Below are 25,598 nucleotides of genomic sequence, written 5' to 3'. Positions count from 1 at the left end.
GACTTTACATTCCCTGAACGATAAACATATTCATGACGGCCGCGCCTTCGCGGGCATTGCGGGCGCGCCGGTACTGCCAGGAGTCGTAGAAAGCCTGGGCCGCGGCCATGGACGGAAACTCCATGACGACGGTACGGCCGGGCTCACGCCCCTCGAGGTGCCGGGATTCGCCGCCGCGCACCAGGATCTTGGCATCGTACGCGCGCATGGCGAGCGTGGACAGACGCTTGTAATCCTCGTACTGCGCGGGCTTGGTCACGGTGACGTCGGCGATGAGATAGGCACTCATGGGGTTCCTTCAGGGCAGTTGCGTTGATGGGGTCGCGGCGCCGGACCGCATGACACGGGCAGTGTCGCGCAACACGGCCGGGCCGTGCCTGTCCGATGCTAAGTGGTTGTATCCGAAAGCAGCGCCACGGCCCTGGGCCACAGCGGATTGTCCACCAGGAGCGGAGACGGGGACAAGGCCGGCGGCCCGGGCGGCGCGGATGCGCGGCTCGGTGCCGCCGGTTTCCATTACGCTCCCTGGCCGCGGCGGGCCTTCTGCTCGATGGCGGCGCGGATGTAGCTGGAGAACAGCGGATGACCGTCACGCGGCGTGGACGTGAACTCCGGGTGGAACTGGACACCGACGAACCAGGGGTGGTCGGGCAGTTCCATGATTTCCGGCAGGTTCTCGGTCGGGGTGCGCGCGCTGATCACCATGCCGGCCTCTTCCAGACGCGGCACGTAGACGTTGTTGACTTCGTAGCGATGGCGATGGCGCTCGTTGACCTCGTCGCCGTAGATCGACTGGGCGCGGGTGCCCGGCTTGACCGGCACGCGCTGCGCGCCCTTGCGCATGGTGCCGCCCAGGTCGGACGAGTTGTCACGCTTTTCGACCTTGCCTTCGCGGTCCATCCATTCGGTGATCAGGGCCACCACGGGGTGCGGCGCGGAGGGATCGAATTCGGTGCTGTTGGCGCCGCCCAGGCCGGCCACATGGCGCGCGAACTCGATCACGGCCAATTGCATGCCCAGGCAGATGCCCAGGTAGGGCACGCCGTTTTCGCGGGCGTAGCGGATGGCGGCGATCTTGCCTTCGGTGCCGCGCTTGCCGAAACCGCCCGGCACCAGGATGGCGTCCAGGTGCTTGAGCTGGTCGGTGCCGCGGGTCTCGATGTCTTCGGAATCGATGTACTCGATGTTGATCTTCGAGCGCGTGTGGATGCCGGCGTGCACCAGGGCTTCGGTCAGCGACTTGTACGATTCGGTCAGGTCGACGTACTTGCCGACCATGCCGATGGTGAGCTGGTGCTCGGGGTGTTCGAGCGCGTAGACCAGGTTGTCCCACATGGACAGGTCGGCCGGCGGCGGGGTCAGGCCCAGCGCTTCGCAGACGATGTTGTCCACGCCCTGCTTGTGCAGCATGGCCGGGATCTTGTAGATGGAGTCAGCATCCCACACCGAGATGACGGCGTCCAGGGGGACGTTGGAGAACATCGAGATCTTGGCGCGCTCGTCGTCCGGGATGGGACGGTCGGCGCGGCACAGCAGCGCGTTCGGGTAGATGCCGATTTCGCGCAGCTTCTGCACCGAGTGCTGAGTCGGCTTGGTCTTGAGTTCGCCGGCCGACGGGATGAACGGCACCAGCGTCAGGTGCACGAAGGCGGCATTGTTGCGGCCCATGCGCAGGCTCATCTGGCGCGCGGCCTCCAGGAATGGCAGCGACTCGATGTCGCCGACAGTGCCGCCGATCTCGACGATGGCGACATCGGTGTTGCCATTCCAGGCGGCATCGGCGCCACGGGCGATGAAGTCCTGGATTTCATTGGTGATGTGCGGGATCACCTGGACGGTCTTGCCCAGGTAGTCGCCACGGCGCTCCTTGCGCAGCACCGATTCGTAGATCTGCCCGGTGGTGAAGTTGTTCACCTTGTGCATGCGGGCGGACACGAAACGCTCGTAGTGGCCGAGGTCCAGGTCGGTTTCGGCGCCGTCTTCCGTGACGAACACTTCCCCATGCTGGAACGGGCTCATGGTGCCCGGATCGACGTTGATGTAGGGGTCGAGCTTGAGCATGGTGACCTGCAGACCACGCGACTCGAGGATGGCGGCAAGCGACGCAGCGGCGATGCCCTTGCCCAGGGAAGACACCACTCCGCCGGTGACAAATACGTATTTGGTCATCGTAATAAGCGCCCGGGACGAGCGGGCGCGTGCGGGAAATTTGGATTATAGCCGGGAGGCGGAACTTGTCTGGGTTTTCCCTTAGCGCCCAGGAGTAACATTTGGCTGCATCCGGTCGCCGGCCTGTCGCGCCCGCCGCGCAGGCTTCATGCTATGTTCGTCCCCGTTTTTGACACACCGAGGAGCGGCACCGTCGATGATCATTCCGTCCACCCGTCCGAATGCCCTGGCCTGGCACCTGGCCCTCATCGCGGCCGGCCTGCAGCTGCTGGGCAACACCCTGGTCCAAGCCTATCTTCTGACGGCCTCGCCGATGGCCGGGCTTTTGCGCCAGACCTATGCGCGCCCCGACATGGCCGCCACGACCGTGGTGCAGATCGTCGCCGGCAGCCTGCTGATCGGCCTGGTGACCTGGTGCACCATGCAAGGTTGGCTGCGGCGCCACGGCGCTGGCGGTGTTGACCGGCCGCGCCGACTGGTGGCGGTGCTGTTGGCGATGTCCCTGGTGCTGTTCGTCCTGGTTTCGGCCGGGCAGGCGCTGCTGCATCATGGCTTTTATTCGCTCGTCACCGATCACAAGGAATGGCTGGACAACGCCTTCGGCCGTTCCGGTCCGGCGCGCATGCTGCTGATGGTCCTGCCGGTCAAAGTGTGCGCCCTCCTGCTGGCGATCCTGGGCGGCTGGCTGGCGGTGCGCATCGCCGCCTGGAGCGTTACCCCCGACGCCGGGGCGCTCCCCCCGCCCTATCGCCCGCGCCACGCGGCATGGATCGCCGCGCTGACGCTGCTGCTCTGGCAATTGCAGGTCGGGCTGATAGTGGGCGCGTACTTCATGGCCTATGCCAGCTCGCAGCAGTGGCTGGACTACGCCCTGGGCTACTGGGTGCTGCCGGCCCTGGTCTTGGCGCTGGCAGCGTGGACGTGCCTGAAGAGCCTGCCCGGACACCTGGGCCCGGCCGGATTCGGTCGCGCGTTCGCCCACGGCACCTTCGCATTCTGGCTGACACAGGCTCTCGGGGTCGGCCTGGCCCTGCTCGTTCTCAACGCCATGAGCTGGCGCCAGATCATGCGGGCCGCCCAGATGCAGACGACGACCGTACTGTCGCTGCTGATCTATGGCGTGCTGCTGGCGCTGGCCTGCCGGGCTGGCGCGCGGCTGTTTTACCGGCGCGCGGAACCGCCGCGAGCCAACCCGGCTTGACGTCGCGCTCAGATGGCGGCGGTACGACGCGCCAGCCAGGCCAGCGCCTCTCCCTGCACCAGCGGCGACAGGCGCTCGAATACCGTTTCGTGATAGTCGTTCAGCCAGGCGATCTCGTCGGCGCGCAGCAGCGACACCTCGATGCAACGCGTATCGATCGGGCATAGCGTCAGCGTCTCGAAGCACAGAAACTCGCCCAGCTCGGATGTCAGCCAGGCGCGGTTGGCCACCAGATTCTCGATGCGCACGCCCCAGCGGCCCGGACGATAGATGCCGGGTTCGTTGGAGGTGATCATGCCCGGCTCCATCGCCGTGTGCGGTCCGGGGGCCGCGCGGTAGGAAATGACCTGCGGACCTTCGTGCACGTTCAGGAAGTAGCCCACCCCGTGGCCGGTGCCGTGGCCGTATTCGGCGCCGCCAGCCCAGATCGGCGCGCGCGCGATGGCGTCCAGCATGGGCGACGGCGTGCCGCGCGGGAACGAGGCGCGCGACAAGGCGATCATGCCCTTGAGCACCAGCGTGAAATCCACCTTCTGGTCGGCGCTGGGCGTGCCCACCGCGACCACGCGGGTGATGTCGGTGGTGCCGCCCAGGTACTGGCCGCCGGAATCGATCAGCAGCAGGCCGTCGCCCTCGATGGTGGCGTGCGACTCGGCCGTGGCGCGGTAATGCGGCATGGCGCCATTGGCGTTGAAGCCGGCGATGGTGGCGAAGCTGGGGCAAACGTAGTCCGGGCGGCGGGCGCGCGCGGCGGTGATCTGCTCGTCGATGGTCAGTTCGGTGATGCGCTCGTTGCCCAGCGCGCCTTCGAACCAGGCGAAGAATTCGCACAGGGCGGCCCCGTCCTGCGCCATGGCCTGGCGGACATTGGCCAGCTCGGCGTCGGTCTTGCGCGACTTGATCAGGGTGGACGGGTTGATGGCTTCGACGCGCGGCACGGCCGGGTCCATCGCGTGGAACACGCCGCAGGTGACGCGGGCCGGGTCGATCAGCAGCTTCTGGTCGAGTTCGAGCGAGGCCAGCGCGTCGGCGGCCTGGGCGTAATCGGCCACCTCGACGCCGTCGACGGCCAGCGTGGCGCGCAGGGCGGCGTCGATCTTGCCGTCGGCCACGAACAGCGTGGCGTGATCCAGGCCGATCAAGGCATGGCCGACGAACACCGGGTTGTAGTCGACGTCGGCGCCGCGCAGGTTGAACAGCCAGGCGATGTCATCGAGCGTGCTGACGAAATGCACGTCGGCGCCATGGGCGCGCATGGCCGCGCGCACCTGGGCCAGCTTGTCGGCGCGCGTGACGCAGGCCTGCGGCGCCACGTGCTCGTAGATCGCGGCCTGCGGCAGGCCGGCGCGATCGGTCCAGATCTCGTCCAGCAGGTCGGCGCGGATTTCCAACGTCGCGCCCGATGCGGCGGCAGCCGCCGCCAGCGCGCGGTACGCGGCCAACCCCAGCACCTGCCCATCGACACCGATGACGTCGCCGGCGCGGGTGTTGGCGGCCAGCCAGTCCACATGGCCCGGCGTGGTGGCGACGGCGATCTTCATCAGTTGCACGCCGGTGCCGGCCAGCTGCGCCTCGGCCTGCACCCAATAGCGGCTGTCGACCCACAGGCCGGCGAAATCGGCCGTCACGACCAGGGTGCCCACCGAGCCCGTGAAGCCCGACAGCCAGCGCCGGCCCTGCCAGCGCGCCGGCAGGTATTCGGACAGGTGCGGGTCCGAGGACGGCACGATATAGGCGGAAAGGCCGTGGCGGCGCATGGCCTGCCGCAGTTGGGCGATACGGGCGTCGGTGCTGGACATGGGTTTCCTTAGCGCAACATGAAGGACATGGCGGCCAGGCTGTTGAGCGTGCGGATGGCGGACTGCATGCTGTCGGTGGTGAACCGCAGGGTCACGCCGTCCACGCGTTCGAGCGCGGGCCACATGCAGAACAGGTCGGCAAGGGCCGCGCTCTGGGTCTGCAACCGGCATTCTATAGGGGGCGCGATACGGAACGGAACCGCCTTTCTCAGATCGCGCACCGCCGTCTCGGCGGCGGCGGCGATGGCGCGGCGCGCTGCCGCCGGCGACAGCGTCACGCCGCTGCCCTGGCCGTGCGCCACCTTGGTCTGCACCCACTGCGCCCCCGGGAACAGGTCGGCGGTCTCGGCGATGAACACGTCGTCGCCGGTGGCCAGGATGACCGGCACGCCCATCTCGCCCGCCAGCGCGCCGTACAGGCCCGCCTCGCCCAGTTCCATGCCGTTGATGAAGACGCGCGCGAAGGCGAAGCTGTTGATGGTGTGCGCCAGCACGCCGCGGCCCTGCGAGCGTGAGTGGTAGCCGATCATGAAGACGGCGTCGCAGCCCTCTTCCAGGCCGCCCATCATGCCCAGGTAACGCGGCTTGCCCAACACCAGGCGAGCGCGCTCGTCCAGGCCGTCCGGCAGCAGGTTGCGAAAGCCGCCATGCGAATCATTGACCAGGACCTGCGTGGCGCCGCCCGCGAGCGCGCCTTGCACCGCGGCATTGGCCTCGCCGGTCATCCAGGCGCGGGCACGCTCGTATTCGCCATTGCCGGCGCGCACTTGTTCAGCATGGAAGACGCCGGCGACGCCCTCGATATCGGTGGAAATAAGGATCTTCATGGGAATGCCTCGATGGGATTCAGAATTCGGTGTCCGCCAGCCATTGGCGCCAGGCGGGCGCGGCATCGCGGATGGCGGCGCGGTGATGGCCGTCGCGGCCATGCACGCCCTCGGCACGCCAGAGCGCGGCGATGATGGCCTGCTCGCAGGCCTCGGCCGCCGCCTCGAACAGCGGATCGATGCGGGTTTCGTGCAGCATGGCGAGCGCCGGCATCGCACGCTCGGCCTGTTGCGGCACGGTGTACGCGGTGGAGAACGCCAAGGCGATGTCGCCGCTGCCGTGCCCGAACACCGAGCCGGTGCGGGCCAGGCCGGCGCCGGCGCGCAGCGACAGGCGGCGCAACTGGCGCGCGTCGAGCGGCGCGTCGGTCGCCACCAGCAGAATGATGGAGCCCTTCTCCGGCACGATGGCGGCATTCTCGCCGGCCTGCGCCAAGCCGCGATCCAATTGGTCCGCCAGCCGCCGGCCGAATGGCCGGCCGGCCACGGTCAGGTTGGGCAGGCGGCCGAAGTTGGCCAGCACCAGCGCGCCCACGGTATAACGCAGCCCCGGCTGGATCGGCGCCACGCGCGAGGCCGAGCCGATGCCGCCCTTGAACGAAAAACACGACATGCCGCGCCCGGCGCCGACCGCGCCCTGCGCCATCCGCTTGTCCGCGGCGGCCAGCGCGTCGGTGTAGTGCGATTCCTGCACCGCCATGGCCTGGATATCGTTGAGATAGCCATCATTGCACTCGAACACGAGTGGATTGACCGTGGCCATGCCGCGGCCGATCTCGGGATTAGCGGCAATCGCCGCGCGGATCTGGGCGTTGGCCACGGTGCCCACGCCAAAGGTGTTGGTCAGCGCGACCGGCGTTTCCAGCACGCCCAACTCTTGTACCTGGACTAGGCCGGTGCTCTTGCCGAAACCGTTCAGCACCGTGGCGGCCGCCGGCACCTTGTCCAGATAGAGGTCGCCGCCATGCGGCCGCAGCACGGTCACGCCGGTCTGCAGCGCGCCATCGGCCAGCGTGCAGTGGCCGACGGTGATGTCGCCCACGTCGCAGATCGAGTCCAGCGGGCCGGCTTCCAGCTTGCCGACGCGGGGTTGGTCCAGCGCTTGTTTTTCCATGCTTGTCGCTGCGTGTCGCCACGCTCCAGAATGCAAAATGCCGCCGTCCTGCGTAGCCGTGGCGCCCGCCGCGAGGCGGGCGCCCGGACGCGGGCGGCGGCAAGGGAACCGATGCCGCGCCGTGCCCCGCGGGGCACGGCGCGATAACCATTATCCGCTCGGCGCTTACTTGCGGTCGATCTTGGGATCGAGCGCGTCGCGCAGGCCGTCGCCCAGCAGGTTGAACGCCAACACGGTCAGGAAGATCGCCAGGGCCGGGAAGATCGCCACGTGCGGGGCGATCACCATGTCGGCGCGCGCCTCGTTCAGCATCGCGCCCCACTCCGGCGTGGGAGGCGAGGCGCCCATGCCCAGGAACGACAGGCTGGCCGCGGTAATGATCGAGGTGCCGATGCGCATCGTGCCATACACCACGATCGGCGAGATCGTGCCGGGCAGAATGTGGCGCATGATGATGGTCCAGTCGGACGCGCCCACGCTCTTGACCGCCTCGACGTAGGTCATCTGCTTGATCGAGAGCGTGTTGCCGCGCACCAGACGGGCAAACGCCGGCACGCTGAACACGGCCACGGCGACAATCACGTTGACCATGCTCGAGCCCAGGATGGCGACCACGCCGATCGCCAGCAGCATGCCGGGAAAGGCCAGCAGCACGTCCGAGACGCGCATGGTGATGCGTTCCCACCAGCCCTCGTAGTAGCCGGCCATCAGGCCCATGAAGGTGCCGACGATGGCGCCCATGGCGACGGACAGGAAGCCGGCAGCCAGCGAAATGCGCGCGCCCATGATGATGCGGCTGAAAATGTCGCGACCGAGCGAGTCCACGCCCAGCCAGTGGGCCCAGGACGGGCCGGCGTTGAGGGCGTCGTAGTCGAAGAAGTTCTCCGGGTCGAACGGCACGATCCAGGGAGCGAGGATCGCCACCACGACCAGCAGCAGGACGAAGACGCCGGCGCCCACGGCCAGCTTCTGCTTCTTGAATTTGCGCCAGAACTCGGTGGCGGGCGTGCGCACGTCGTTCTTGGGCGCGGCGGCGGCAACGGTTGCGGCGGGTGTCGTATTGCTCATGGCCGCCTCACTTGTAACGGATGCTGGGATTGATGACGCCATAGAGCACGTCGACAATCAGGTTGATCAGGATGAATTCGAACGAGAACAGCAGCACCAGGCCCTGAATCACCGGGTAGTCGCGCTGGGTCACGGCATCGACCAGCAGGCGGCCGAGGCCGGGCCAGTTGAACACCGTCTCGACCACGATCGAGCCTCCCAGCAGGAAGCCGAATTGCAGGCCCATCATGGTGACGACCGGAATCAGCGCGTTGCGCAGCGCGTGCTTGATGACCACGCGGCGCTCGCTCAGGCCCTTGGCGCGAGCGGTGCGCACGAAGTCTTCCTGCACCACTTCGACGAAGGAAGCGCGGGTGAAGCGCGCCATCACCGCGGCCACCGCCGCGCCCAGCGTGATGGACGGAAGAATGTAGTGTTTCCAGCTGGAAGCGCCCACGGTCGGCAGCCAGCCCAGGTTCACGGAAAATATCTGCATCAGCATCATGCCCAGCGCGAACGCGGGGAACGAGATGCCGGACACCGCCAGCGTCATGCCCAGGCGATCGGGCCAACGGTTGCGCCAGACCGCCGACACGATCCCGATGATCATGCCGAAGGTGACGGACCAGGCCATGCTGGCGATCGTCAGCCACAGCGTGGGCATGAAACGATCGGCGATTTCGGTCGAGACGGGACGCTTGGTACGCAGCGAGGTACCCAGGTCGCCTTGCAGCATGTGGCTGAAATAGCGCACGAATTGCTGCGGCAGGGGCAGATCCAGCCCGAGTTCCTTGCGCACCAGTTCGACGGTCTGCTGGTCGGCCTCCTGGCCCGCGGCCAGTCGCGCCGGGTCGCCCGGAAGCATGTGCACAAACAGGAACACGACCACGGCCACCAGCAGCAGCGTGGGGATCATGCCCAAAAGACGTTTGACGATGTAGGTCAGCATTGAAATTCCTGCAACATCGGCGGGGACACCGCGTCCCCGCCGTATGTGGCCTTGCAAGGGCCTCGCGGCCCCGAGAGTTACCGCCGGATTACTGCTTCAGATCGATGTCGCCGAACCAGAACGAGGTGTCCGGTTCCACGTACACGCCCGACAGGTTCTTCGACTTGACGTACAGGTTGTTCTGGGTCACCAGGAAGGCCCACGGGGCATCCTTCCAGATGGTTTCCTGAACGTTCTTGTAGATCTCGGTCTTCTTGGCGCGATCGGTGGTCGCCAGGGCTTGCTGGACGCCGTCGTCAACCGACTTGTTCGAGTAGTACGACACGTTGTTGAGCACCGGCGGGAACGCGGCGGTGGTCAGCAGCGGACGCAGGCCCCAGTCGGCTTCGCCGGTCGAGGACGACCAGCCGGCGTAGTACATGCGGACCTTGGCGTCCTCAGGCTTTTGCACCTGTTGCACGCGCTGCACGCGCTGGCCCGATTCCAGCACCTCGACCGACACCTTGATGCCGACTTGCGCCAGTTGCTGCTGCAGGAACTGCACCACCTTCACCGAGGTGCCGTCGTTGTAGGCGGACCAGAGCTGGCTTTCGAAGCCATTGGGGTAGCCGGCTTCGGCCAGCAGGGCCTTGGCCTTCTTGATGTCGTACGGCCACGGGCCGGTCTTGTAGGCGAAGTCCACGCCTTGCGGCACGACGCCGTCGACGACGGTGGCGTAGCCCGAGAAAGCGACCTTGGACAGGGCTTCCTTGTTGATGGCGTAGTTGATGGCCTGACGCACCTTGATGTTGTCGAACGGCTTTTGCTGCGTGTTCATCGACAGGTAGCGGGCCATGATCGAGTTCTTGTGATCGACCACATCCAGCTTGTCGTTCTTGGACAGCACGGCGGCCTGCTCGAACGGCACCGGGAAGGCGAATTGCGCTTCGCCCGTCTGCACCACGGCGGCACGGGTGTTGTTGTCGGTAACGGTGCGGAACGTCAGGGTGTCGATCTTCGGATAGCCCTTCTTCCAGTAGCCGTCGAACTTCTTGACCTTCAGGTACTCGGCCGGCTTCCATTCGACGAATTCGAACGGGCCGGTGCCCACCGGGTGGAAACCGATTTCCTTGCCGTACTTGGCCAGGGCGGCCGGCGAGATCATCATGGCGGCCGGGTGAGCCAGCGCGTTGATGAAGGCCGAGAACGGCTTCTTCAAGGTGATCTTGACGGTCAGCGGATCGACCACTTCGGTCTTCTCGATGACGCTGAACTGGATGTAGCGCGACAGGCGGTTGTCCGGGTTGGACGGACGGTCGAAGTTGACCTTGACGGCTTCGGCGTTGAAATCGGTGCCGTCATGGAACTTGACGCCGGGGCGCAGCTTGAAGGTGTACACCAGGCCGTCTTCGCTGACGGTGTAGTCGGTGGCCAGCACCTTCTGGATCTTCAGGTCCTTGTCGAACTCGAACAGGCCTTCGTAGTAGGCCTTGCCGGCCGCCTGGTTCAGCGTGCTGTTGGTGTTGTACGGGTCGAGCGTTTCCAGCGCGATGGAGACGGCAAACGTCACGTCCTTGGCAGCATGCGCCAGCGGCGAAGTGAGCACGCCGAAGGCCACCGCGGCGGCGGCCATCAGCTTGGTGGGGCGCAGAACTTTCATCATTGCAACTCCTGGTTCCTGTGCGGAATTAGGGGGTTTGGTGGAAGAAAAACAAGTACGACAACAGACTCAATACGCTCCGCCGACCGGATGACGGGCGACGAAGTGATCGGTTCCTACCTGCACCAGCGGCTGCACCACCGGCTCGTCGCCGAGCCGGCGGATGGGGCTGGGGATTTCATCGGACAACAAGGTGCGCTTCATGTGGCGGCGCGCCGGATCGGCGATCGGCACGGCCGCCATCAGCTTCTTGGTGTACGGGTGCTGCGGGTTCTCGAAAATCGCCCGGCGCGGGCCGATCTCGACGATCTGCCCCAGGTACATGACGGCCACGCGGTGGCTGACACGTTCGACCACGGCCATGTCGTGCGAAATGAACAGGAACGCAATGCCCATGTCGCGCTGCAGATCGATCAGCAGGTTGACGATCTGCGCCTGGATCGACACATCGAGCGCCGAGACCGATTCATCGGCGATCACGACCTTGGGATTGAGGGCCAGGGCGCGCGCGATACAGATGCGCTGGCGCTGGCCGCCGGAGAATTCATGCGGATAGCGCTGCGCCATTTCCGGCGGCAGGCCGACGCGTTCGAGCAGCTCGGCCACACGCTGCTCGGCCTGCTTGCCCTTGGCCACGCCATGCACCAGCAACGGCTCCATGATCGAGAAGCCCACCGTGACGCGCGGATCGAGCGACGCGAACGGGTCCTGGAACACGAACTGGATGTCGCGGCGCAGCGATTGCAGCTCGCTGGTCTTCAGGCTCACGATGTCGCGACCGCCAAAGCGGATCTCGCCGCCCTGGCTTTCCACCAGGCGCAGCAGCGAGCGGCCGGTGGTGGACTTGCCGCAACCGGACTCGCCCACCAGCGACAGCGTCTCGCCGGGGTACAGGTCGAAGCTGACTTTCTCCACCGCGTGCACGCGGCGCTGCACCCGGCTCAGGATGCCGCCGCGCAGGTCGAAACGCGTGACCAGGTTGCGCACGCTCAAGATGGGCTCGCGGTGCGCGGCCGGCACTTCCTGCGTGCTGGCGGCGCCCGGCTCGGCCACCGGCTGGGCCTTGCCATCCACCTGCAGCAGCGGAAAGCGCGCCGGCAGGTCGGTACCCTGCATCGCGCCCAGCTTCGGCACGGCCGACAGCAGCGCCTGGGTGTAGGCGTGCCGGGGCGTGGCGAAGACCGACGCCGACGGCCCTTCCTCGACCTTGTCGCCGCGGTACATGACCAGCACGCGATCGGCCACTTCGGCCACCACGCCCATGTCGTGGGTGATGAACACCACGCCCATGTGCATTTCTTCCTGCAACTGACGGATCAGCTGGAGGATCTGCGCCTGGATGGTGACATCCAGCGCGGTGGTGGGCTCGTCAGCGATCAGCAGCGCCGGCTTGCAAGCCAGCGCCATGGCGATCATGACGCGCTGGCGCATGCCGCCCGACAACTGGTGCGGGTAACGGTTCAGCACCGACTTGGCTTCCGGGATGCGCACCTGCTCCAGCATGCGCAGGGCCTCGGCGCGCGCGGCGGCGGCATCCATGCCCTGGTGCTCGCGGATCGACTCGGCGATCTGGTCGCCGGCGGTGAACACCGGGTTCAAGGACGTCATCGGCTCCTGGAAGATCATGGCCATGTCGGCGCCGCGCACATTGCGCATCACGCGCTGGTTGGCGCCGACCAGGTCGATCACGGAACCGTTGCGGCGGCGCAGGGCCATGCGGCCCTGGGCGATACGGCCGCCGCCATGTTCCACCAGGCGCATCAGCGCCAGCGACGTCACCGACTTGCCCGAACCCGATTCGCCCACGATGGCCAGGGTTTCACCCCGGTCCACATGGAACGACAGGTTGCGCACGGCTTCGACCGTGCGCTCCGAACCCACGAAGCGCACCGTCAGGTCGTCGACCTGGACCACGCGGTTATCCGGCAGCGCCAGGCTGTTTGCGCGATCAACCATATCTCTAGTAATCCCCAAAACTGACAAAAACGAAGCCCGCCGCCGCTCAGCGGTAGATGGCAGTGACCGGCTTCTCGCCGACGCGGGCGTAACCGCGGTACATGCCTTCCGTGTTGAACGGCAAGGCCACATTGCCCTTGGCGTCGACGGCCACCAGGCCGCCCTTGCCGCCGATGGTGGGCAGTTTTTCCATCACGACGCGGTTGGCCGCCGTTTCCAGCGACGCGCCGCAGTATTCCATCTGGGCCGCCACGTCATAGGCGGCGACCATGCGGATGAACATCTCGCCGGTGCCCGTGGTGGACACGGCGCAGGTCCGGTTACTGGCATAGGTGCCGGCGCCGATCAGCGGCGCATCGCCGACGCGGCCGACCTGCTTGTTGGTGATGCCGCCGGTGGACGTGGCCGCGGCCAGGTTGCCCTGCGCATCCACCGCCACGGCGCCGACGGTGCCGAACTTCTTGTCCGCATCCAGCGGATCGGCCGGCGCCGGCTGGCCGCGCGCGACCATGGCCTGGCCGTCGTGGTCCAGCACCGCTGCTTCCGGCGTTTCGCGCTGCACCCGCAGCAATTGCTCGCGGCGCGCCTCGGTCGAGAAATAGGCGGGATCGACGATTTCCAGGCCGGCATCGCGCGCGAAGGCCTCGGCGCCCTCGCCGACGAAAAACACGTGCTTGCTGGATTCCATGACCTTGCGCGCGGCGAACACCGGGTTGCGCACGCAATTGACGTTGGCGATGGCGCCCGAACGCAGCGTGGCGCCGTCCATGATGGACGCGTCCAGCTCGTGCGTGGCGGCGCTGGTGAACACGGCGCCGTGCCCGGCGTTGAACAGCGGGCAGTCTTCCAGCAGGCGCACGGCTTCGGTCACCGCGTCCAGCGCGCTGCCGCCACGGGCCAGCACGGCCTGGCCGGCGGTCAGGATCGATTCGAGCGCGCTCAGGTATTCCTGTTCTTTCTCGGGCGACATGGCCGCGCGGGACATCGCGCCGGCGCCACCGTGAATCGCGATCACGGGTTGAATCATCGTTTACCTACTCCATGGATGAGCCACGGCATCACGGACTGGGTCACCCCAGCGGCGGCCGCGACGGAATTCTTGGCCCGATAGGCCACCGCCGCCGACAGGGCCTCGATCAGGCCCAGCGCGGCGGTTTCGGAATTGGGGATCAGTTGGCGGCCGGACACCGCGTACAACACCACGGATGCCGTCGGCGCCAGCGGCGAAGTGGGCTTGTCGGTCAACACCAGCACCGGTACGCCGGCCTGCTTGGCCGCGGCCGCCAGCGTCACGGTATCGGCCAGATAACGCGGAAAACCGATGGCGATCACCAGGTCCTTGCTGGTCATGCGCGACATCTGCCGCGCCGCATGCGACACGCCGCCCGGGCCGGCCAGCGACTCGACCGAATGCAGGTGCATGCACAGTCCGCGCTGCAGCATGCCGGCCAGGAACCCGCTGGCGCCGAACCCGATGATGAAGACGCGGTCGGCGGCCAGGATCGCCTCGACCGCCTGCTCACAGGCGCCGGCATCCAGATTCTGCAGATTGCGCTGGGCGTTGCGGATGTCTTCTTCGAGGATCGCGGCGAAGATCTGCACCGCGCTGGCCGAATGCGCCAGCTCGGTGCGCAGTTTTTCGACCGGTTCCAGCGCCGCCTCGAAACCGCGGGCCAGCTCCGCGCGGAACTGCGGGTAGCCCGGCAGGTCCAGGGCCCGCGCGAAACGGTTGGCGGTGGCGATCGAGACCCCCGTGGCCGCCGCGAATTCGTCGATGGTCATCGTGGCCACGCGGAACTGGTGGGCCAGGACATATTCGGCCATTTCGTGCTGCTTGCGGCTCAGCGCGGGCTGTGCCCGGGCGATCCGATCAGCGATCGTGAGTGTGGCCTTGGTCATCGGGGAAAGGGCGGGGAGCGTAGCGAAGGTTTATGTAAATCTGTTTACACACAAATTTTAGATAAGAAAATTCATTTTCATACTAAGGGTATACCCGTGATTTAATGTAACAGTGCCTCAAAAGAAACGGGGCCGGTTTGCGGTACGCTAATGGCCCTCCCCGCCTCCCCGTTTTTCGGACTTTCTCGAATGCCCGCCTGGACCTGTAAACCCCATGCCGAACTGACCCTGGCCGAGCTCTACGCCATCCTGCGCCTGCGCTCGGAAGTCTTCGTGGTCGAGCAGCAGTGCGCCTTTCTCGACATGGATGGCAAGGACCTGCTGGGACAGACGGAACACCTGATGGCCTGGGAAAATGGCGGGCTGCTGGCCTATTGCCGCCTGCTTGAACCCGCGCTGAATGACGGCCAGGCCATCATCGGCCGCGTCATCACCGCGCCGGCCGCGCGCGGCACCGGCCTGGGCCATGAACTGATGCGCCGCGCCAAAGCCGAGGTGGCGCGGCTATGGCCGGGCGAGCCGGTCTACCTGAGCGCGCAGGCGCGGCTTAAGGGCTACTACGGCGGCCACGGCTTCGCGCCGGTCACCGACGAATATATCGAGGACGGCATCCCGCACGTGGGCATGCTGCTGCGGGAATCGGCCTGATCCCGCCTTCTGGAGCGGAAATGAAAAACGCCCCTTGCGGGGCGTTTGCCATGCTGGCGTCGAGCGGGCTTACTTGACCGCCGACACATCCAGCTTGGCGAGCGTCTTGGACTGGATCTCGTCCACCGTCACGCCCGGCGCCGTTTCCAGCAGCTTCAGGCCGTTGTCGGTGACTTCCATCACGCCCAGATCGGTGATGATCAGGTCGACCACGCCCACGCCGGTCAACGGCAGGTTGCATTCGGGCAGCAGCTTGACGTCCTCGGTGCCGTCCTTCTTCTTGGCCACGTGTTCCATCAGCACGACCACGCGGCCGACACCGGCCACCAGGTCCATCGCGCCGCCCATGCCCTTGACCATCTTGCCCGGGATCATCCAGTTGGCCAGGTCGCCCTTCTCGGACACCTGCATCGCGCCCAGGATGGCCAGGTTGATCTTGCCGCCGCGGATCATCGCGAACGAGTCGGCCGACGAGAAGATCGACGAGCCGGGCAGCGTCGTGACCGTCTGCTTGCCGGCGTTGATCAGATCGGCGTCGACCTCGGCGTCGGTCGGGAACGGGCCGATGCCCAGCAGGCCGTTTTCGGACTGCAGCCAGACTTCGACGCCCTTGGGCACGTGGTTGGCCACCAGGGTCGGCAGGCCGATACCCAGGTTCACATAAAAACCGTCTTGCAGCTCGCGCGCGGCGCGCGCCGCCATTTCATCGCGGGACCATGCCATGTCGTCTTCTCCTTAGGCCGGGCGAGTGGTGCGTTGTTCGATGCGCTTTTCCGGATTGGCGTTCAGCACGATCCGGTGCACATAGATACCGGGCAGATGGATCTGGTCGGGGTCCAGGCTGCCGGTATCGACGATCTTCTCGACCTCGACCACCGTGAGCTTGCCGGCCATGGCCACGTTCGGATTGAAGTTGCGGGCCGTCTTGCGAAATACCAGGTTGCCGCTGCGATCGGCGATGTCCGCCTTGACCAGCGACACGTCCGGCACCAGCGAGCGTTCCATCACGTACTGGTGGCCATCGAATTCGCGGATTTCCTTGCCGTCGGCGACGATGGTGCCCACGCCGGTGCGGGTGAAGAAGGCCGGGATGCCGGCGCCGCCGGCGCGCAGCTTCTCGGCCAGCGTGCCCTGCGGGGTGAATTCGAGCTCAAGTTCGCCCGACAGGTACTGGCGTTCGAATTCCTTGTTCTCGCCCACGTACGAGGCGATCATCTTGCGCACCTGGCGCGTATTGAGCAGCTGGCCCAGGCCGAAGCCGTCGACGCCGGCGTTATTGCTGATGCACGTGAGATCCTTCACGCCCGAATCGCGCAGCGCGGCGATCAGGGCCTCGGGGATGCCGCAGAGACCGAAACCGCCCACGGCGATCATCTGGCCGTCCTTGACGATGCCTGCCAGCGCCTCCTGGGCGCTTGCATAAACCTTGTCCATCGCTCCAACTCCTAGTTAAGGTCGAACTGAAGAGGGCGCGGCTGCCGGCTGCGCGGCCCCGCATCATCGCGGCGGGCCCCGATGAAGGCGGATTCGCGGCGCCGAGGGTGGCGCGCCCCTGTGTTTCTATTATGGTTCTGCCGGGGATTTTAACGGCATGACCGGCAAATGCGCGCGCTGTTTCAAACGGCGCGGCGAAGTCGGACCACGCGCCCGGCCCCGCCGGCTACGCGGCCGGCCGGAACTGCGTGGCCATTTTCGCCAGCACTTCAGGCGGCCATGGCGCGGACGTATTGGCCACGTAGTCCATCCAGACCAGCACATTGCGGCCACGAGCATAGGGGCCGCCATCATCGCCGACCTTCTCGAGCAGCAGCTCGAATTCGGCGCTGGAACGGCCGATGCGCGTCACCTTGTGCGTCACGCGCACGGTCGCCGGATAGGTCAGGGGACGCAGGAAATCACAGGAAGCGTGGGCCAGGATGGCGCCGTCATCGGCCGGCAGCTCGAAGCCCGCGTGGTACAGGATCTGCATCCGCGCCTCTTCCATGAGGCGGAAATACAGCGTGTTATTGAGGTGGTTCAAAGCGTCGGAATCACCCCAACGCAAGGGCAGATCCGCCTGGTGGGTATCGCCCACCGCCAGCATCCGCGCAGACTGAATCTCCGGGTTCACCAATTGCTCCTGATGGCTAAAAGAAATACGAAGACGTGCAAGGTCTCCGCCTGCAATACAATCGCCGATAATACTTCCAGCCAAATATGGAATACATACGGGGAGCTTTGCAATGTCTGAACGCGAGTCGATGGAATATGACGTGGTCGTGGTTGGCGGTGGTCCCGCCGGCCTGGCCACCGCTATCCGTCTGAAGCAGCTGGCCGCTGAAAAGAACCAGGAAATCGGCGTCTGCGTCCTGGAGAAAGGCGCCGAGCTGGGCGCCCACATCCTGTCCGGCGCCGTGATGGACCCGCTGGCGCTGACCGAACTGATCCCCGATTGGAAAGAAAAGGGCGCGCCGCTGAACGTGCCCGTGACGCAGGACAAGTTCCTGTTCCTGTCCGAGAACGGCGCGCGCGCCACGCCCAACTGGCTGCTGCCGCCCTGTTTCCACAACGAGGGCAATTACATCGTCCGCCTGGGCGATGTGGTCAAGTGGCTGGGTGAACAGGCCGAGGCGCTGGGCGTCGAGATTTTCCCCGGCTTTGCCGCGGTCGAAGTGCTGTACGACGACCAGGGCGCGGTGCGCGGCGTGGCCACCGGCGACATGGGCGTGGCCCGCGACGGCAGCCACACCGCCCACTACCAGCCCGGCATGGAACTGCACGCGCGCTACACGGTGTTCGCCGAAGGCGCGCGCGGCCAGCTCGGCCGCCAGCTGATCGAACGCTACAAGCTCGATGACGGCCGCGACCCGCAAGCCTATGGCATCGGCATCAAGGAAATGTGGGAAGTCGATCCCGCGCAGTCCAAGCCCGGCCTGGTGATCCACACCGCCGGCTGGCCGCTCGATGCCGACACCTACGGCGGTTCGTTCCTCTACCACCTGGACAACAACCTGGTGGCGGTCGGCCTGATCGTCGGCCTGGATTACGCCAACCCGTGGCTGTCGCCGTTCGATGAATTCCAGCGCTACAAGACCCATCCCGCCATCCGCGGCACGTTCGAAGGCGGCAAGCGCATCGCCTATGGCGCGCGCGCCATCGCCGCCGGCGGCCTGCTGTCGCTGCCGAAGCTGGCCTTCCCCGGCGGCGTGCTGGTGGGCTGTGAGGCCGGTTTCCTCAATGCGTCGCGCATCAAGGGCAGCCACGCCGCCATCAAATCCGGCAAGCTGGCCGCCGAGGCCGCGTTCGACGCACTGGTGGCCGACCGCCGCCAGGACGAGCTGGCCGCCTATCCGGAAGCCTTCAAGAATTCCTGGCTGCACGCCGAACTGAACAAGGCGCGCAACTTCAAGCAGTGGTTCAAGAAGGGCCGTACCGTGGCCACGCTGATGACCGGCATCGAGCAACTGGTGCTGAAGGGCAAGATGCCCTGGACCCTGCGCCACAGCAAGCCGGACCATGCCTGCCTGCAGCCGGCCTCGCAGTGCGCCCGCATTGACTATCCCAAGCCCGACGGCAAGCTGACCTTCGACAAGCTCAGCTCGGTGTTCATCTCCAACACCAACCACGATGAAAACGAGCCCGTCCACCTGACGCTGAAGGATCCTTCGGTGCCGGTGCAGGTCAACCTGGCCAAGTACGGCGGCCCGGAATCGCGCTACTGTCCCGCCGGCGTCTATGAGTTCGTCAAGGACGATCACGGCGAGGATCGCCTGCAGATCAACGCGCAGAACTGCGTGCACTGCAAGACCTGCGACATCAAGGACCCGACCCAGAACATCGTCTGGGTGGCGCCGCAAGGCGGCGAAGGGCCGGTCTACAGCGGCATGTGACGGGCGCCGCCGGCCATGGCTGAACGCGTGCTCTTCATCGGCTGCGGCGATCTCGGCCAGCGCGCCGCGCGCCGCCTGCTGGCGCGCGGCGATACGGTCTACGCGCTGCGCCGCCACCCGCCGGCGGACGACACCAGCGGCATCCACTGGCTGCCGGGCGATATCAGCCGGCCCGACGGCTTGCCGGCCCTGCCGGCCGGCATCACCCGCGTGATCCATGTCGCCACCGCCGGCGCGCGCGATCCCGCCGCCTATCGCGCCGTGTTCGTCGACGGCCTGAACCACGTGCTGGACGCGCTCGACACGCGCCAGGTCGCGCGCATCGTGTTCGTGTCCTCCAGCGCCGTATATGGCGAACATCACGGCGACTGGGTCGACGAAGACACCCCGCCCGCGCCGCAGGGTTTCAATGGCCGCATCCTGCTCGATGCCGAAGCGGCGCTCGCCGCGCGCGCGATCCCGCACACCACGCTGCGCTTCGCCGGCCTCTACGGTCCTGGCCGCCTGCAACTGATCGAACGGCTGCGGGCGGGCAAGGCCCGCGCGCCGCTCGAACCGCCGCACTGGGCCAACCGCATCCACATCGACGACGCCGCAGCCGCCATCACGCACCTGGCGCTGCTGCCCGACGCGTTGCCCGTCTACATCGGCTGCGACGACACACCGCTGCCGCTGCACGAGCTCTATGCCGATCTGGCGCGAATGGCCGGCGCCCCAGCACCGGCTGACGGCCCCGCGCCGGCGGGTATCGGCAGCAAGAAGCTCAGCAACGCCCGCCTGCGCGCCAGCGGCCTGACGCTGCGCTGGCCGGATTCGCGCGCAGGCTATGCCGCGCTGCTGGCGGACGCCGCGCAGGCATAGTTCGACCAAGGTCGAATCGTCGAGGGCGCGCCACGGCCATACTGGCCGTCCCTTCGATCATCCGCGCGCCGCCCATGTCCACGCCCTTCCCGCCCGATCCGCTGCAGGCGGTCACGCACCCCGACCCCTACCCCTATTACGCCGCGCTGGCGCGCGAGCGGCCGCTGTACCGGGACACCCGGCTGGGACTGTGGGTGGCCAGCGATCCGCGGACCATCCGCGCAATCATGCATCATCCCGCCGCCCGCGTGCGCCCCTTGGCCGAAGCGGTGCCCCGGGGCATCGCCCGCGGGCCGGCCGGCTTGCTGTTCGGCCGCTTCCTGCGGATGAACGACGGTCCGCGGCACGTCCGCCTCAAGGCGCTGTTCAGTCAGTTCCTGGCGCGGCAGGCGCCGCTGGCCCCTTCGCCCGACTGGTCGCGACTGGGGGCGGACACGGCATCGGCCGGCGCCATCGACCGTTATCTGCACGCCGCGCCCGTTTTTGCGCAAGCCTGCTCGCTCGGCCTGCCCGGCGCCGTGGCCGCCGACTGCGCGCGCGACATCGGCGCCTTCCTCGCGGCCCTGCCGCCTGCCACCGCCGATGCGCGCATCGCGGCCGGACACGCAGCCGCCGAACGATTGTTGGCGCGGCTCGGCGCGCACCTGGATGACCCGGCCGCCGGCCCCGCCTGGCGCGGGCTGCGCCTCCAGGGGGAACAGGCCGGCCTCGATCCGGCGCTGCTTGCCGCCAACCTGGCGGGCCTGCTGTTCCAGTCATGCGAAGCCGGCGCCGGCCTGCTGGGCAACGCCCTGCTGCGGGCCGGCCGCCAGGGCGCGGGGGGCGGCCTGACGCCGGCGCAGACCGGCGAACTGGTCGACGCGACGCTGGGGCACGATCCGCCCATCCACAATACCCGCCGCTTCCTGGCCGGCCCTATCGAACTGGACGGCCAGCGCATCGAAGCCGGCGAGACCGTGCTGCTGGTGCTCGCCGCGGCGGCCATGGCGCAGCCCGACGCGCACTGGACCTTCGGCGCACTGGGCCACGCCTGCCCCGGGCGCGACGCCGCGCGCCGCGATGCCGCCGGCGCGCTCGCGCATCTGCTGCAAGCGGGCGTCAATAGCGCCGCCCTGGCGGCGCGCTTTCGCTACCGCCCCCTGCCCAACGCCCGCATTCCCCAATTTGATCTGGCCAAGGAACCCGCCCCATGATCGCCGTAATATTCGAAGTCGAACCCGCCGATGGCGACCCCGCGACCTATCTGCACATCGCCGCGGGCCTCATCGACGAACTGAAGACCATCGACGGCTTCATCTCGGTCGAACGCTTCCAGAGCCTGGCGACCCCGGGCAAGCTGCTGTCGCTGTCATTCTGGCGCGATGAAGACGCGGTCAGGCGCTGGCGCACGCTGCAATCGCATCGCCGCGCCCAGGAGGCGGGACGGGGCGGCGTGTTCGCCAACTACCGCCTGCGCGTCGCGCAGGTGCTGCGCGACTACGGCATGCAAGAGCGCGGCCAGGCGCCGGGTGACAGCCGCAGGCATCACGGCTGACGGCGCGCGGCCTCAGGCCAGGTGGCGGGCCACCGCCTCGACCACCCGGCGCATATCGTCGGCCGACAGGTCCAGGTGCGTCACCATGCGCGTCGGGCCGCCATAGACGGCGCGCATCAGGATGCCGTCGGCCGCCAGCGCGGCGGTCAGGGCATCGCAACGCGCCGGCTCGAACTCCGCGAACACCATGTTGGTGTCCTGGCTGAGCACCCGTACCCCGGCAATGCCGCGCAGGCCTTCGGCCAGCAGGCGCGCGTTGGCATGATCTTCGGCCAGGCGCTCGACATTGTGCTCCAGCGCATACAGGCAGGCGGCCGCCAGCACGCCGGCCTGGCGCAGGCCGCCGCCCAGCACCTTGCGCCAGCGGCGCGCGCGGGCGATCAGTTCGGCGCTGCCCACCAGCACGGAACCGACCGGCGCGCCCAGCCCCTTGGAAAAGCAGATCGACACCGAATCGAACGGCACGCACATCTCGGCCAACGGCTTGCCGCTGGCCACGGCGGCATTGAAGACGCGCGCGCCGTCCAGGTGGGTGGCCAGGCCGTGGCCGCGCGCCCAGTCGGTCGCCGCGCGCACATAGTCGGCCGGGATCAGCTTGCCGTGGAACGTGTTTTCCAGCGCCAGCAGGCGCGTGCGGGCGAAGTGCGGGTCCCCTTCGGGCTTGAGCGCCGCCGCCAGTTTTTCCAACGGCAGCGAACCATCCTCGGCATGCTCGATGGGTTGCGGCTGGATGCTGCCCAGCACGGCCGCGCCCCCGCCTTCGTACTTGTAGGTGTGCGCCTGCTGGCCCACCAGGTATTCGTCGCCGCGCTCGCAATGCGCCATCAGGGCGGCCAGGTTGCTCTGCGTGCCCGACGGGAAGAACAGCCCAGCCGCCTTGCCCGCGCGTTCGGCGACGGCTTGCTGCAACTGGATGACGGTGGGGTCATCGCCCATCACATCATCGCCCAGCGGCGCGCTGATCATGGCCTGCAACATGGCCGGGGACGGCCGGGTGACGGTATCGCTGCGCAAATCGATCATGAAGCGTCCTTGAAGGAAAACGGAAATCCGGTAAACGGGCCGGTCAGCCCGCGCGCGCGGCGGGCGCCGCGCGGCTTACGACAAAAATGCCGGCGAGAATCAGGGCCATGCCGGCCAGTTCGACCGGCGTCGGGCGCTCGGACAACACGGCCCAGGCCATCAGCATCGCCACCACCGGCACTCCCAGGCTGGACAGGCCGGCAATCGATGCTGGCACCCGCCGCACCACCTGCAGCCACAGCAGCCAGCCCGCCGCGGTGGCGATCAGCACGATATAGACCATGCCGGTCCACAACTGCCAGCCCCATTGCGCCGGAATCTGCGGCACCAGCCATGCCACGGGCGTCATCACCAGCCCGCCGAACAGCATCTGCCAGGCGGTGAACGTCATCACGTCGGGCGCGTGGCGCTCGAACATGCGCTTGGACAGCACCGTTCCCACGCCCCAGCACAGGCCGCTGCCCAGCCCCAGCAGCACCGGCCGCAACGCGCCCACGCCGTGCCAGGGTTCGATGAACAGCACCAGGCCGATCGCGGCCAGGCCAATACCGATGCCATGGCGGACGGTTGGCCGCTCGCCCAGCAATCCCCACGCGAACAACACCACCCAGAACGGCATGGTGTAGGCCATCAGCGACACCTTGCCGACGCCGCCGGACACCAGCGCGGTCTGCACGAAGCCCTGGAAGCCGGCGGTCTGGGTCAGGCCGATCAGCAGAGTCAGCTTCCAGGGCGGCAAGGCCAGCGGCCGACGGGTGACGATGGCCAGCGCGAACAGCACCAGGCTGCCAGTGACGTAGCGCAGCGCCACGAAATCGAAGGGGCCGATGTACGGGACGATCAGTTTCATCGCGATCCAGCTGCCCGCCCACACGAGGATGGTGCTGAACATCAGGGCAAGCCCTGCGCGATCGAAACTGCTGCGGCTCACGGCGGCGTCTCCGGGGAAGAGGGATGGAAAAACGAAGATGCCCATGCCGGCAAACCGGCATGGGCATCTCGCATTATGCGCCCGTCAGGACGGGGACTGTCCATGCCGTCCGCATGACGGACGGCGCACGCCGCTCACAAGGGCTTGGACAGTTGTTCCAGGATGGCGGGATTTTCCAGCGTCGACACGTCCTGCGTCACTTCCTCGCCCTTGGCCACCACGCGCAGCAGGCGGCGCATGATCTTGCCGGAACGGGTCTTGGGCAGGTTGTCGCCGAAGCGGATGTCCTTGGGCTTGGCGATCGGGCCGATCTCCTTGGCGACCCAGTCGCGCAGCGTCTTGGCGATGGCCTGCGCCTCGGCGCCCTCGGGACGGGCGCTCTTGAGCACCACGAAAGCCACCACGGCTTCGCCGGTGGTGTCGTCGGGACGGCCGACCACGGCGGCCTCGGCCACCAGTTCATGCGCGACCAGCGCCGATTCCACTTCCATGGTGCCCAGGCGATGGCCCGACACGTTGAGCACGTCGTCGATGCGGCCCATGATCCAGAAATAGCCGTCCGCGTCACGCTGCGCGCCGTCGCCGGCCAGGTAATAGCCGCGCAGTTCCGGCGGGAAATAGCTCTTCTTGAAGCGTTCCGGATCGCCCCAGATGTTGCGGATCATGGCCGGCCACGGGCGCTTGATCACCAGGAAACCGCCGTTGCCCTGGTCGACGTCGCCGCCGGTTTCATCGACGATGGCGGCGGCGATGCCCGGCAGCGGCAGCGTGCACGAGCCCGGCTTGGTCGGCGTGGCGCCCGGCAGCGGCGTGATCATGTGGCCGCCAGTCTCGGTCTGCCACCAGGTGTCGACGATCGGGCAGCGCTCGCGGCCGACATTCTTGTGATACCACATCCAGGCTTCGGGATTGATGGGCTCGCCCACCGTGCCGATGATGCGCAGGCTGTCCAGGTCGTACTTGGACGGATGGGTCTCGGGCGCGGCTTCGGCGGCCTTGATCAGCGAGCGGATCGCGGTCGGCGCGGTATAGAAGGTGGTGACCTTGTGGCGCGCGATCATGTCCCAGAAGCGGCCGGCGTTGGGGAACGTCGGCACGCCCTCGAACACCACCTGGGTCAGGCCGGCGGCCAGCGGGCCATAGGTGATGTAGGTGTGGCCCGTGACCCAGCCCACGTCGGCCGTGCACCAGTAGACGTCGTCCTTGCGCGCATCGAAGGTCCACTTGACCGTCAGCAACGCCCACAGCAGGTAGCCGGCGGACGAATGCTGCACGCCCTTGGGCTTGCCGGTGGAGCCGGACGTGTACAGGATGAACAGCGGATGCTCGGCGTTGACCGGCACCGGCTCGCAGGTGTCGGCCTGGCCGGCCTCGACGTCATGCATCCAGAGATCGCGGCCTTCGTTCCAGGCAACCTTGCCGCCGGTGCGGCGATAGACGATGACGCGCTTGACGGCTTCGCAGCCGCCCATGGCGATGGCGTCTTCCACCGCCGGCTTGAGCGGGATGGTCTTGCCGCCGCGCACCTGCTCGTCGGCGGTGATGACCAGCGAGGCGCCCACGTCGACGATGCGCTCCTGCAGGCTCTTGGCCGAGAAGCCGCCGAACACCACCGAGTGCGTCACGCCCAGGCGGGCGCAGGCCTGCATCGCCACCACCGCCTCGATCGACATGGGCATGTAGATGATGGCGCGATCGCCCTTCTTGTAGCCCAGCGCGGCGATGCCGTTGGCGAAGCGGCACACACGCGCCAGCAGTTCGCGGTAGCTGACCTTGGTGACTTTGCCGTCATCGGTTTCGAAGATGATGGCGGTCTTGTCGGCGTTGCCGTTGGTCAGGTGCACGTCCAGGCAATTGGCCGAGACGTTCAGTTCGCCGTCGCCGAACCAGCGGTAGAACGGCGCGTCGGATTCATCCAGCACCTGGGTGAACGGCTTGGTCCAGTGCAGGTTGTCGCGGGCCTGGCCGGCCCAGAAACCGTCGAAATCGTTCTCGACCTGCGCGCACAGCGCCCTGTAGGCGTCCATGCTGGGAATCGCGGCGCCCTGCGCCGCGCGCTCGGGCGGCGGGAAGACCCGGGTTTCCACCAGTACGGACTCAATTGCATTCGACATGATCTTGTCTCCAATCTG

The 25,598-nt window shown here is 67.1% G+C and carries 23 protein-coding genes; 6 read left to right on the top strand and 17 right to left on the bottom strand.

The features are described from left to right. Positions 1–4 precede the first annotated feature (4 nt). Both HV701_RS11285 and HV701_RS11280 read right to left on the bottom strand, forming a co-directional pair. Positions 5–289 (bottom strand): DUF1330 domain-containing protein, encoded by a 285-nt coding sequence (locus HV701_RS11285; RefSeq protein WP_006389344.1) that lies wholly within the window; start codon positions 287–289, stop codon positions 5–7. Positions 290–516: 227 nt separating this feature from the next. Next, the gene (locus HV701_RS11280) at positions 517–2,169 is read right to left on the bottom strand and encodes a CTP synthase (protein ID WP_175133149.1); all 1,653 of its coding nucleotides are present in this window, start codon (positions 2,167–2,169) and stop codon (positions 517–519) included. Positions 2,170–2,365: 196 nt separating this feature from the next. Between HV701_RS11280 and HV701_RS11275 the strand changes: the two genes are divergently transcribed. After that, positions 2,366–3,370 carry a hypothetical protein gene (locus tag HV701_RS11275; protein ID WP_175133148.1) on the top strand — a complete coding sequence of 335 codons (1,005 nt, stop codon included), beginning with the start codon at positions 2,366–2,368 and terminating at the stop codon, positions 3,368–3,370. Positions 3,371–3,378: 8 nt separating this feature from the next. On the opposite strand, the gene HV701_RS11270 is transcribed toward HV701_RS11275, so the two are convergent. The 9 genes from HV701_RS11270 to HV701_RS11230 form a co-directional block, all read right to left on the bottom strand. Continuing rightward, the gene (locus HV701_RS11270) at positions 3,379–5,169 is read right to left on the bottom strand and encodes an aminopeptidase P family protein (protein ID WP_175133147.1); all 1,791 of its coding nucleotides are present in this window, start codon (positions 5,167–5,169) and stop codon (positions 3,379–3,381) included. An 8-nt stretch (positions 5,170–5,177) separates the two neighbouring features. Beyond that, the gene (locus tag HV701_RS11265) at positions 5,178–5,996 is read right to left on the bottom strand and encodes a M55 family metallopeptidase (protein WP_175133146.1); all 819 of its coding nucleotides are present in this window, start codon (positions 5,994–5,996) and stop codon (positions 5,178–5,180) included. Positions 5,997–6,015: 19 nt separating this feature from the next. Next, positions 6,016–7,110 carry a DmpA family aminopeptidase gene (locus HV701_RS11260; protein WP_175133145.1) on the bottom strand — a complete coding sequence of 365 codons (1,095 nt, stop codon included), beginning with the start codon at positions 7,108–7,110 and terminating at the stop codon, positions 6,016–6,018. Positions 7,111–7,275: 165 nt separating this feature from the next. Beyond that, positions 7,276–8,178, bottom strand: a complete 903-nt coding sequence (gene gsiD / locus HV701_RS11255) for a glutathione ABC transporter permease GsiD (protein ID WP_175133144.1) — start codon at positions 8,176–8,178, stop codon at positions 7,276–7,278. 7 nt (positions 8,179–8,185) lie between these two features. Then, entirely contained in the window at positions 8,186–9,106 is a 921-nt protein-coding gene (gene gsiC / locus HV701_RS11250) for a glutathione ABC transporter permease GsiC (RefSeq protein ID WP_175133143.1), read from the bottom strand. A gap of 88 nt (positions 9,107–9,194) precedes the next feature. Beyond that, positions 9,195–10,748 (bottom strand): glutathione ABC transporter substrate-binding protein GsiB, encoded by a 1,554-nt coding sequence (gene gsiB / locus HV701_RS11245; protein ID WP_175133142.1) that lies wholly within the window; start codon positions 10,746–10,748, stop codon positions 9,195–9,197. Between the two features lie 66 nt (positions 10,749–10,814). Beyond that, the gene (locus HV701_RS11240) at positions 10,815–12,701 is read right to left on the bottom strand and encodes a dipeptide ABC transporter ATP-binding protein (RefSeq protein WP_175133141.1); all 1,887 of its coding nucleotides are present in this window, start codon (positions 12,699–12,701) and stop codon (positions 10,815–10,817) included. Positions 12,702–12,747: 46 nt separating this feature from the next. Beyond that, complete coding sequence (locus HV701_RS11235; RefSeq protein ID WP_175133140.1) at positions 12,748–13,728, bottom strand: isoaspartyl peptidase/L-asparaginase family protein; 981 nt, start codon at positions 13,726–13,728, stop codon at positions 12,748–12,750. After that, positions 13,725–14,600 carry a MurR/RpiR family transcriptional regulator gene (locus HV701_RS11230; protein WP_175133139.1) on the bottom strand — a complete coding sequence of 292 codons (876 nt, stop codon included), beginning with the start codon at positions 14,598–14,600 and terminating at the stop codon, positions 13,725–13,727. The genes HV701_RS11235 and HV701_RS11230 overlap by 4 nt, the downstream gene beginning before the upstream one ends. A 189-nt stretch (positions 14,601–14,789) precedes the next feature. Here HV701_RS11230 and HV701_RS11225 point away from each other — a divergent pair, with 189 nt between their 5' ends. Next, positions 14,790–15,248 carry a GNAT family N-acetyltransferase gene (locus HV701_RS11225; RefSeq protein WP_175133138.1) on the top strand — a complete coding sequence of 153 codons (459 nt, stop codon included), beginning with the start codon at positions 14,790–14,792 and terminating at the stop codon, positions 15,246–15,248. 69 nt (positions 15,249–15,317) lie between these two features. Here HV701_RS11225 and HV701_RS11220 read toward each other — a convergent pair whose 3' ends face one another. The 3 genes from HV701_RS11220 to HV701_RS11210 form a co-directional block, all read right to left on the bottom strand. After that, complete coding sequence (locus HV701_RS11220) at positions 15,318–15,971, bottom strand: CoA transferase subunit B (protein ID WP_175133137.1); 654 nt, start codon at positions 15,969–15,971, stop codon at positions 15,318–15,320. Positions 15,972–15,983: 12 nt separating this feature from the next. Continuing rightward, complete coding sequence (locus HV701_RS11215; RefSeq protein WP_175133136.1) at positions 15,984–16,682, bottom strand: CoA transferase subunit A; 699 nt, start codon at positions 16,680–16,682, stop codon at positions 15,984–15,986. A 226-nt stretch (positions 16,683–16,908) separates the two neighbouring features. Continuing rightward, positions 16,909–17,331: an acyl-CoA thioesterase gene (locus HV701_RS11210; protein WP_272909365.1), complete on the bottom strand. Its 423-nt coding sequence runs from the start codon at positions 17,329–17,331 to the stop codon at positions 16,909–16,911. 139 nt (positions 17,332–17,470) lie between these two features. Between HV701_RS11210 and HV701_RS11205 the strand changes: the two genes are divergently transcribed. The 4 genes from HV701_RS11205 (at position 17,471) to HV701_RS11190 (ending at position 21,512) form a co-directional block, all read left to right on the top strand. Next, positions 17,471–19,117 carry an electron transfer flavoprotein-ubiquinone oxidoreductase gene (locus HV701_RS11205; protein WP_175133134.1) on the top strand — a complete coding sequence of 549 codons (1,647 nt, stop codon included), beginning with the start codon at positions 17,471–17,473 and terminating at the stop codon, positions 19,115–19,117. Between the two features lie 15 nt (positions 19,118–19,132). Next, positions 19,133–19,978 carry an NAD-dependent epimerase/dehydratase family protein gene (locus HV701_RS11200; RefSeq protein ID WP_175133133.1) on the top strand — a complete coding sequence of 282 codons (846 nt, stop codon included), beginning with the start codon at positions 19,133–19,135 and terminating at the stop codon, positions 19,976–19,978. A gap of 74 nt (positions 19,979–20,052) precedes the next feature. Then, positions 20,053–21,171, top strand: a complete 1,119-nt coding sequence (locus tag HV701_RS11195) for a cytochrome P450 family protein (RefSeq protein WP_175133132.1) — start codon at positions 20,053–20,055, stop codon at positions 21,169–21,171. Continuing rightward, positions 21,168–21,512, top strand: coding sequence for an antibiotic biosynthesis monooxygenase family protein (locus HV701_RS11190; protein ID WP_175133131.1), 345 nt, complete (start codon positions 21,168–21,170; stop codon positions 21,510–21,512). Before HV701_RS11195 ends, HV701_RS11190 begins: the two co-directional genes overlap by 4 nt. Positions 21,513–21,524: 12 nt before the next feature. Here the strand turns inward: HV701_RS11190 and ltaE are convergent, their stop codons facing one another. The 3 genes from ltaE to acs form a co-directional block, all read right to left on the bottom strand. Beyond that, complete coding sequence (ltaE, locus tag HV701_RS11185) at positions 21,525–22,535, bottom strand: low-specificity L-threonine aldolase (RefSeq protein ID WP_175133130.1); 1,011 nt, start codon at positions 22,533–22,535, stop codon at positions 21,525–21,527. 43 nt (positions 22,536–22,578) lie between these two features. Beyond that, the gene (locus HV701_RS11180; protein WP_175133129.1) at positions 22,579–23,466 is read right to left on the bottom strand and encodes a DMT family transporter; all 888 of its coding nucleotides are present in this window, start codon (positions 23,464–23,466) and stop codon (positions 22,579–22,581) included. Between the two features lie 134 nt (positions 23,467–23,600). After that, entirely contained in the window at positions 23,601–25,580 is a 1,980-nt protein-coding gene (gene acs / locus HV701_RS11175; RefSeq protein WP_175133128.1) for an acetate--CoA ligase, read from the bottom strand. Positions 25,581–25,598: the final 18 nt, after the last annotated feature.

Origin of the sequence: Achromobacter pulmonis (assembly GCF_902859765.1) — a bacterium.
Lineage (GTDB): Bacteria > Pseudomonadota > Gammaproteobacteria > Burkholderiales > Burkholderiaceae_B > Achromobacter > Achromobacter pulmonis.
Note: the sequence above shows the minus strand (reverse complement) of the source record. Positions and strands in the feature narration are given on the sequence as shown.

Bases quoted from the DNA above. Each gene is read 5' to 3' on its own strand.
- HV701_RS11285 (WP_006389344.1), bottom strand. From the start codon at position 289: ATGAGTGCCTATCTCATCGCCGACGTCACCGTGACCAAGCCCGCGCAG.
- HV701_RS11280 (WP_175133149.1), bottom strand. From the start codon at position 2,169: ATGACCAAATACGTATTTGTCACCGGCGGAGTGGTGTCTTCCCTGGGC.
- HV701_RS11275 (WP_175133148.1), top strand. From the start codon at position 2,366: ATGATCATTCCGTCCACCCGTCCGAATGCCCTGGCCTGGCACCTGGCC.
- HV701_RS11270 (WP_175133147.1), bottom strand. From the start codon at position 5,169: ATGTCCAGCACCGACGCCCGTATCGCCCAACTGCGGCAGGCCATGCGC.
- HV701_RS11265 (WP_175133146.1), bottom strand. From the start codon at position 5,996: ATGAAGATCCTTATTTCCACCGATATCGAGGGCGTCGCCGGCGTCTTC.
- HV701_RS11260 (WP_175133145.1), bottom strand. From the start codon at position 7,110: ATGGAAAAACAAGCGCTGGACCAACCCCGCGTCGGCAAGCTGGAAGCC.
- gsiD (WP_175133144.1), bottom strand. From the start codon at position 8,178: ATGAGCAATACGACACCCGCCGCAACCGTTGCCGCCGCCGCGCCCAAG.
- gsiC (WP_175133143.1), bottom strand. From the start codon at position 9,106: ATGCTGACCTACATCGTCAAACGTCTTTTGGGCATGATCCCCACGCTG.
- gsiB (WP_175133142.1), bottom strand. From the start codon at position 10,748: ATGATGAAAGTTCTGCGCCCCACCAAGCTGATGGCCGCCGCCGCGGTG.
- HV701_RS11240 (WP_175133141.1), bottom strand. From the start codon at position 12,701: ATGGTTGATCGCGCAAACAGCCTGGCGCTGCCGGATAACCGCGTGGTC.
- HV701_RS11235 (WP_175133140.1), bottom strand. From the start codon at position 13,728: ATGATTCAACCCGTGATCGCGATTCACGGTGGCGCCGGCGCGATGTCC.
- HV701_RS11230 (WP_175133139.1), bottom strand. From the start codon at position 14,600: ATGACCAAGGCCACACTCACGATCGCTGATCGGATCGCCCGGGCACAG.
- HV701_RS11225 (WP_175133138.1), top strand. From the start codon at position 14,790: ATGCCCGCCTGGACCTGTAAACCCCATGCCGAACTGACCCTGGCCGAG.
- HV701_RS11220 (WP_175133137.1), bottom strand. From the start codon at position 15,971: ATGGCATGGTCCCGCGATGAAATGGCGGCGCGCGCCGCGCGCGAGCTG.
- HV701_RS11215 (WP_175133136.1), bottom strand. From the start codon at position 16,682: ATGGACAAGGTTTATGCAAGCGCCCAGGAGGCGCTGGCAGGCATCGTC.
- HV701_RS11210 (WP_272909365.1), bottom strand. From the start codon at position 17,331: ATGCTGGCGGTGGGCGATACCCACCAGGCGGATCTGCCCTTGCGTTGG.
- HV701_RS11205 (WP_175133134.1), top strand. From the start codon at position 17,471: ATGTCTGAACGCGAGTCGATGGAATATGACGTGGTCGTGGTTGGCGGT.
- HV701_RS11200 (WP_175133133.1), top strand. From the start codon at position 19,133: ATGGCTGAACGCGTGCTCTTCATCGGCTGCGGCGATCTCGGCCAGCGC.
- HV701_RS11195 (WP_175133132.1), top strand. From the start codon at position 20,053: ATGTCCACGCCCTTCCCGCCCGATCCGCTGCAGGCGGTCACGCACCCC.
- HV701_RS11190 (WP_175133131.1), top strand. From the start codon at position 21,168: ATGATCGCCGTAATATTCGAAGTCGAACCCGCCGATGGCGACCCCGCG.
- ltaE (WP_175133130.1), bottom strand. From the start codon at position 22,535: ATGATCGATTTGCGCAGCGATACCGTCACCCGGCCGTCCCCGGCCATG.
- acs (WP_175133128.1), bottom strand. From the start codon at position 25,580: ATGTCGAATGCAATTGAGTCCGTACTGGTGGAAACCCGGGTCTTCCCG.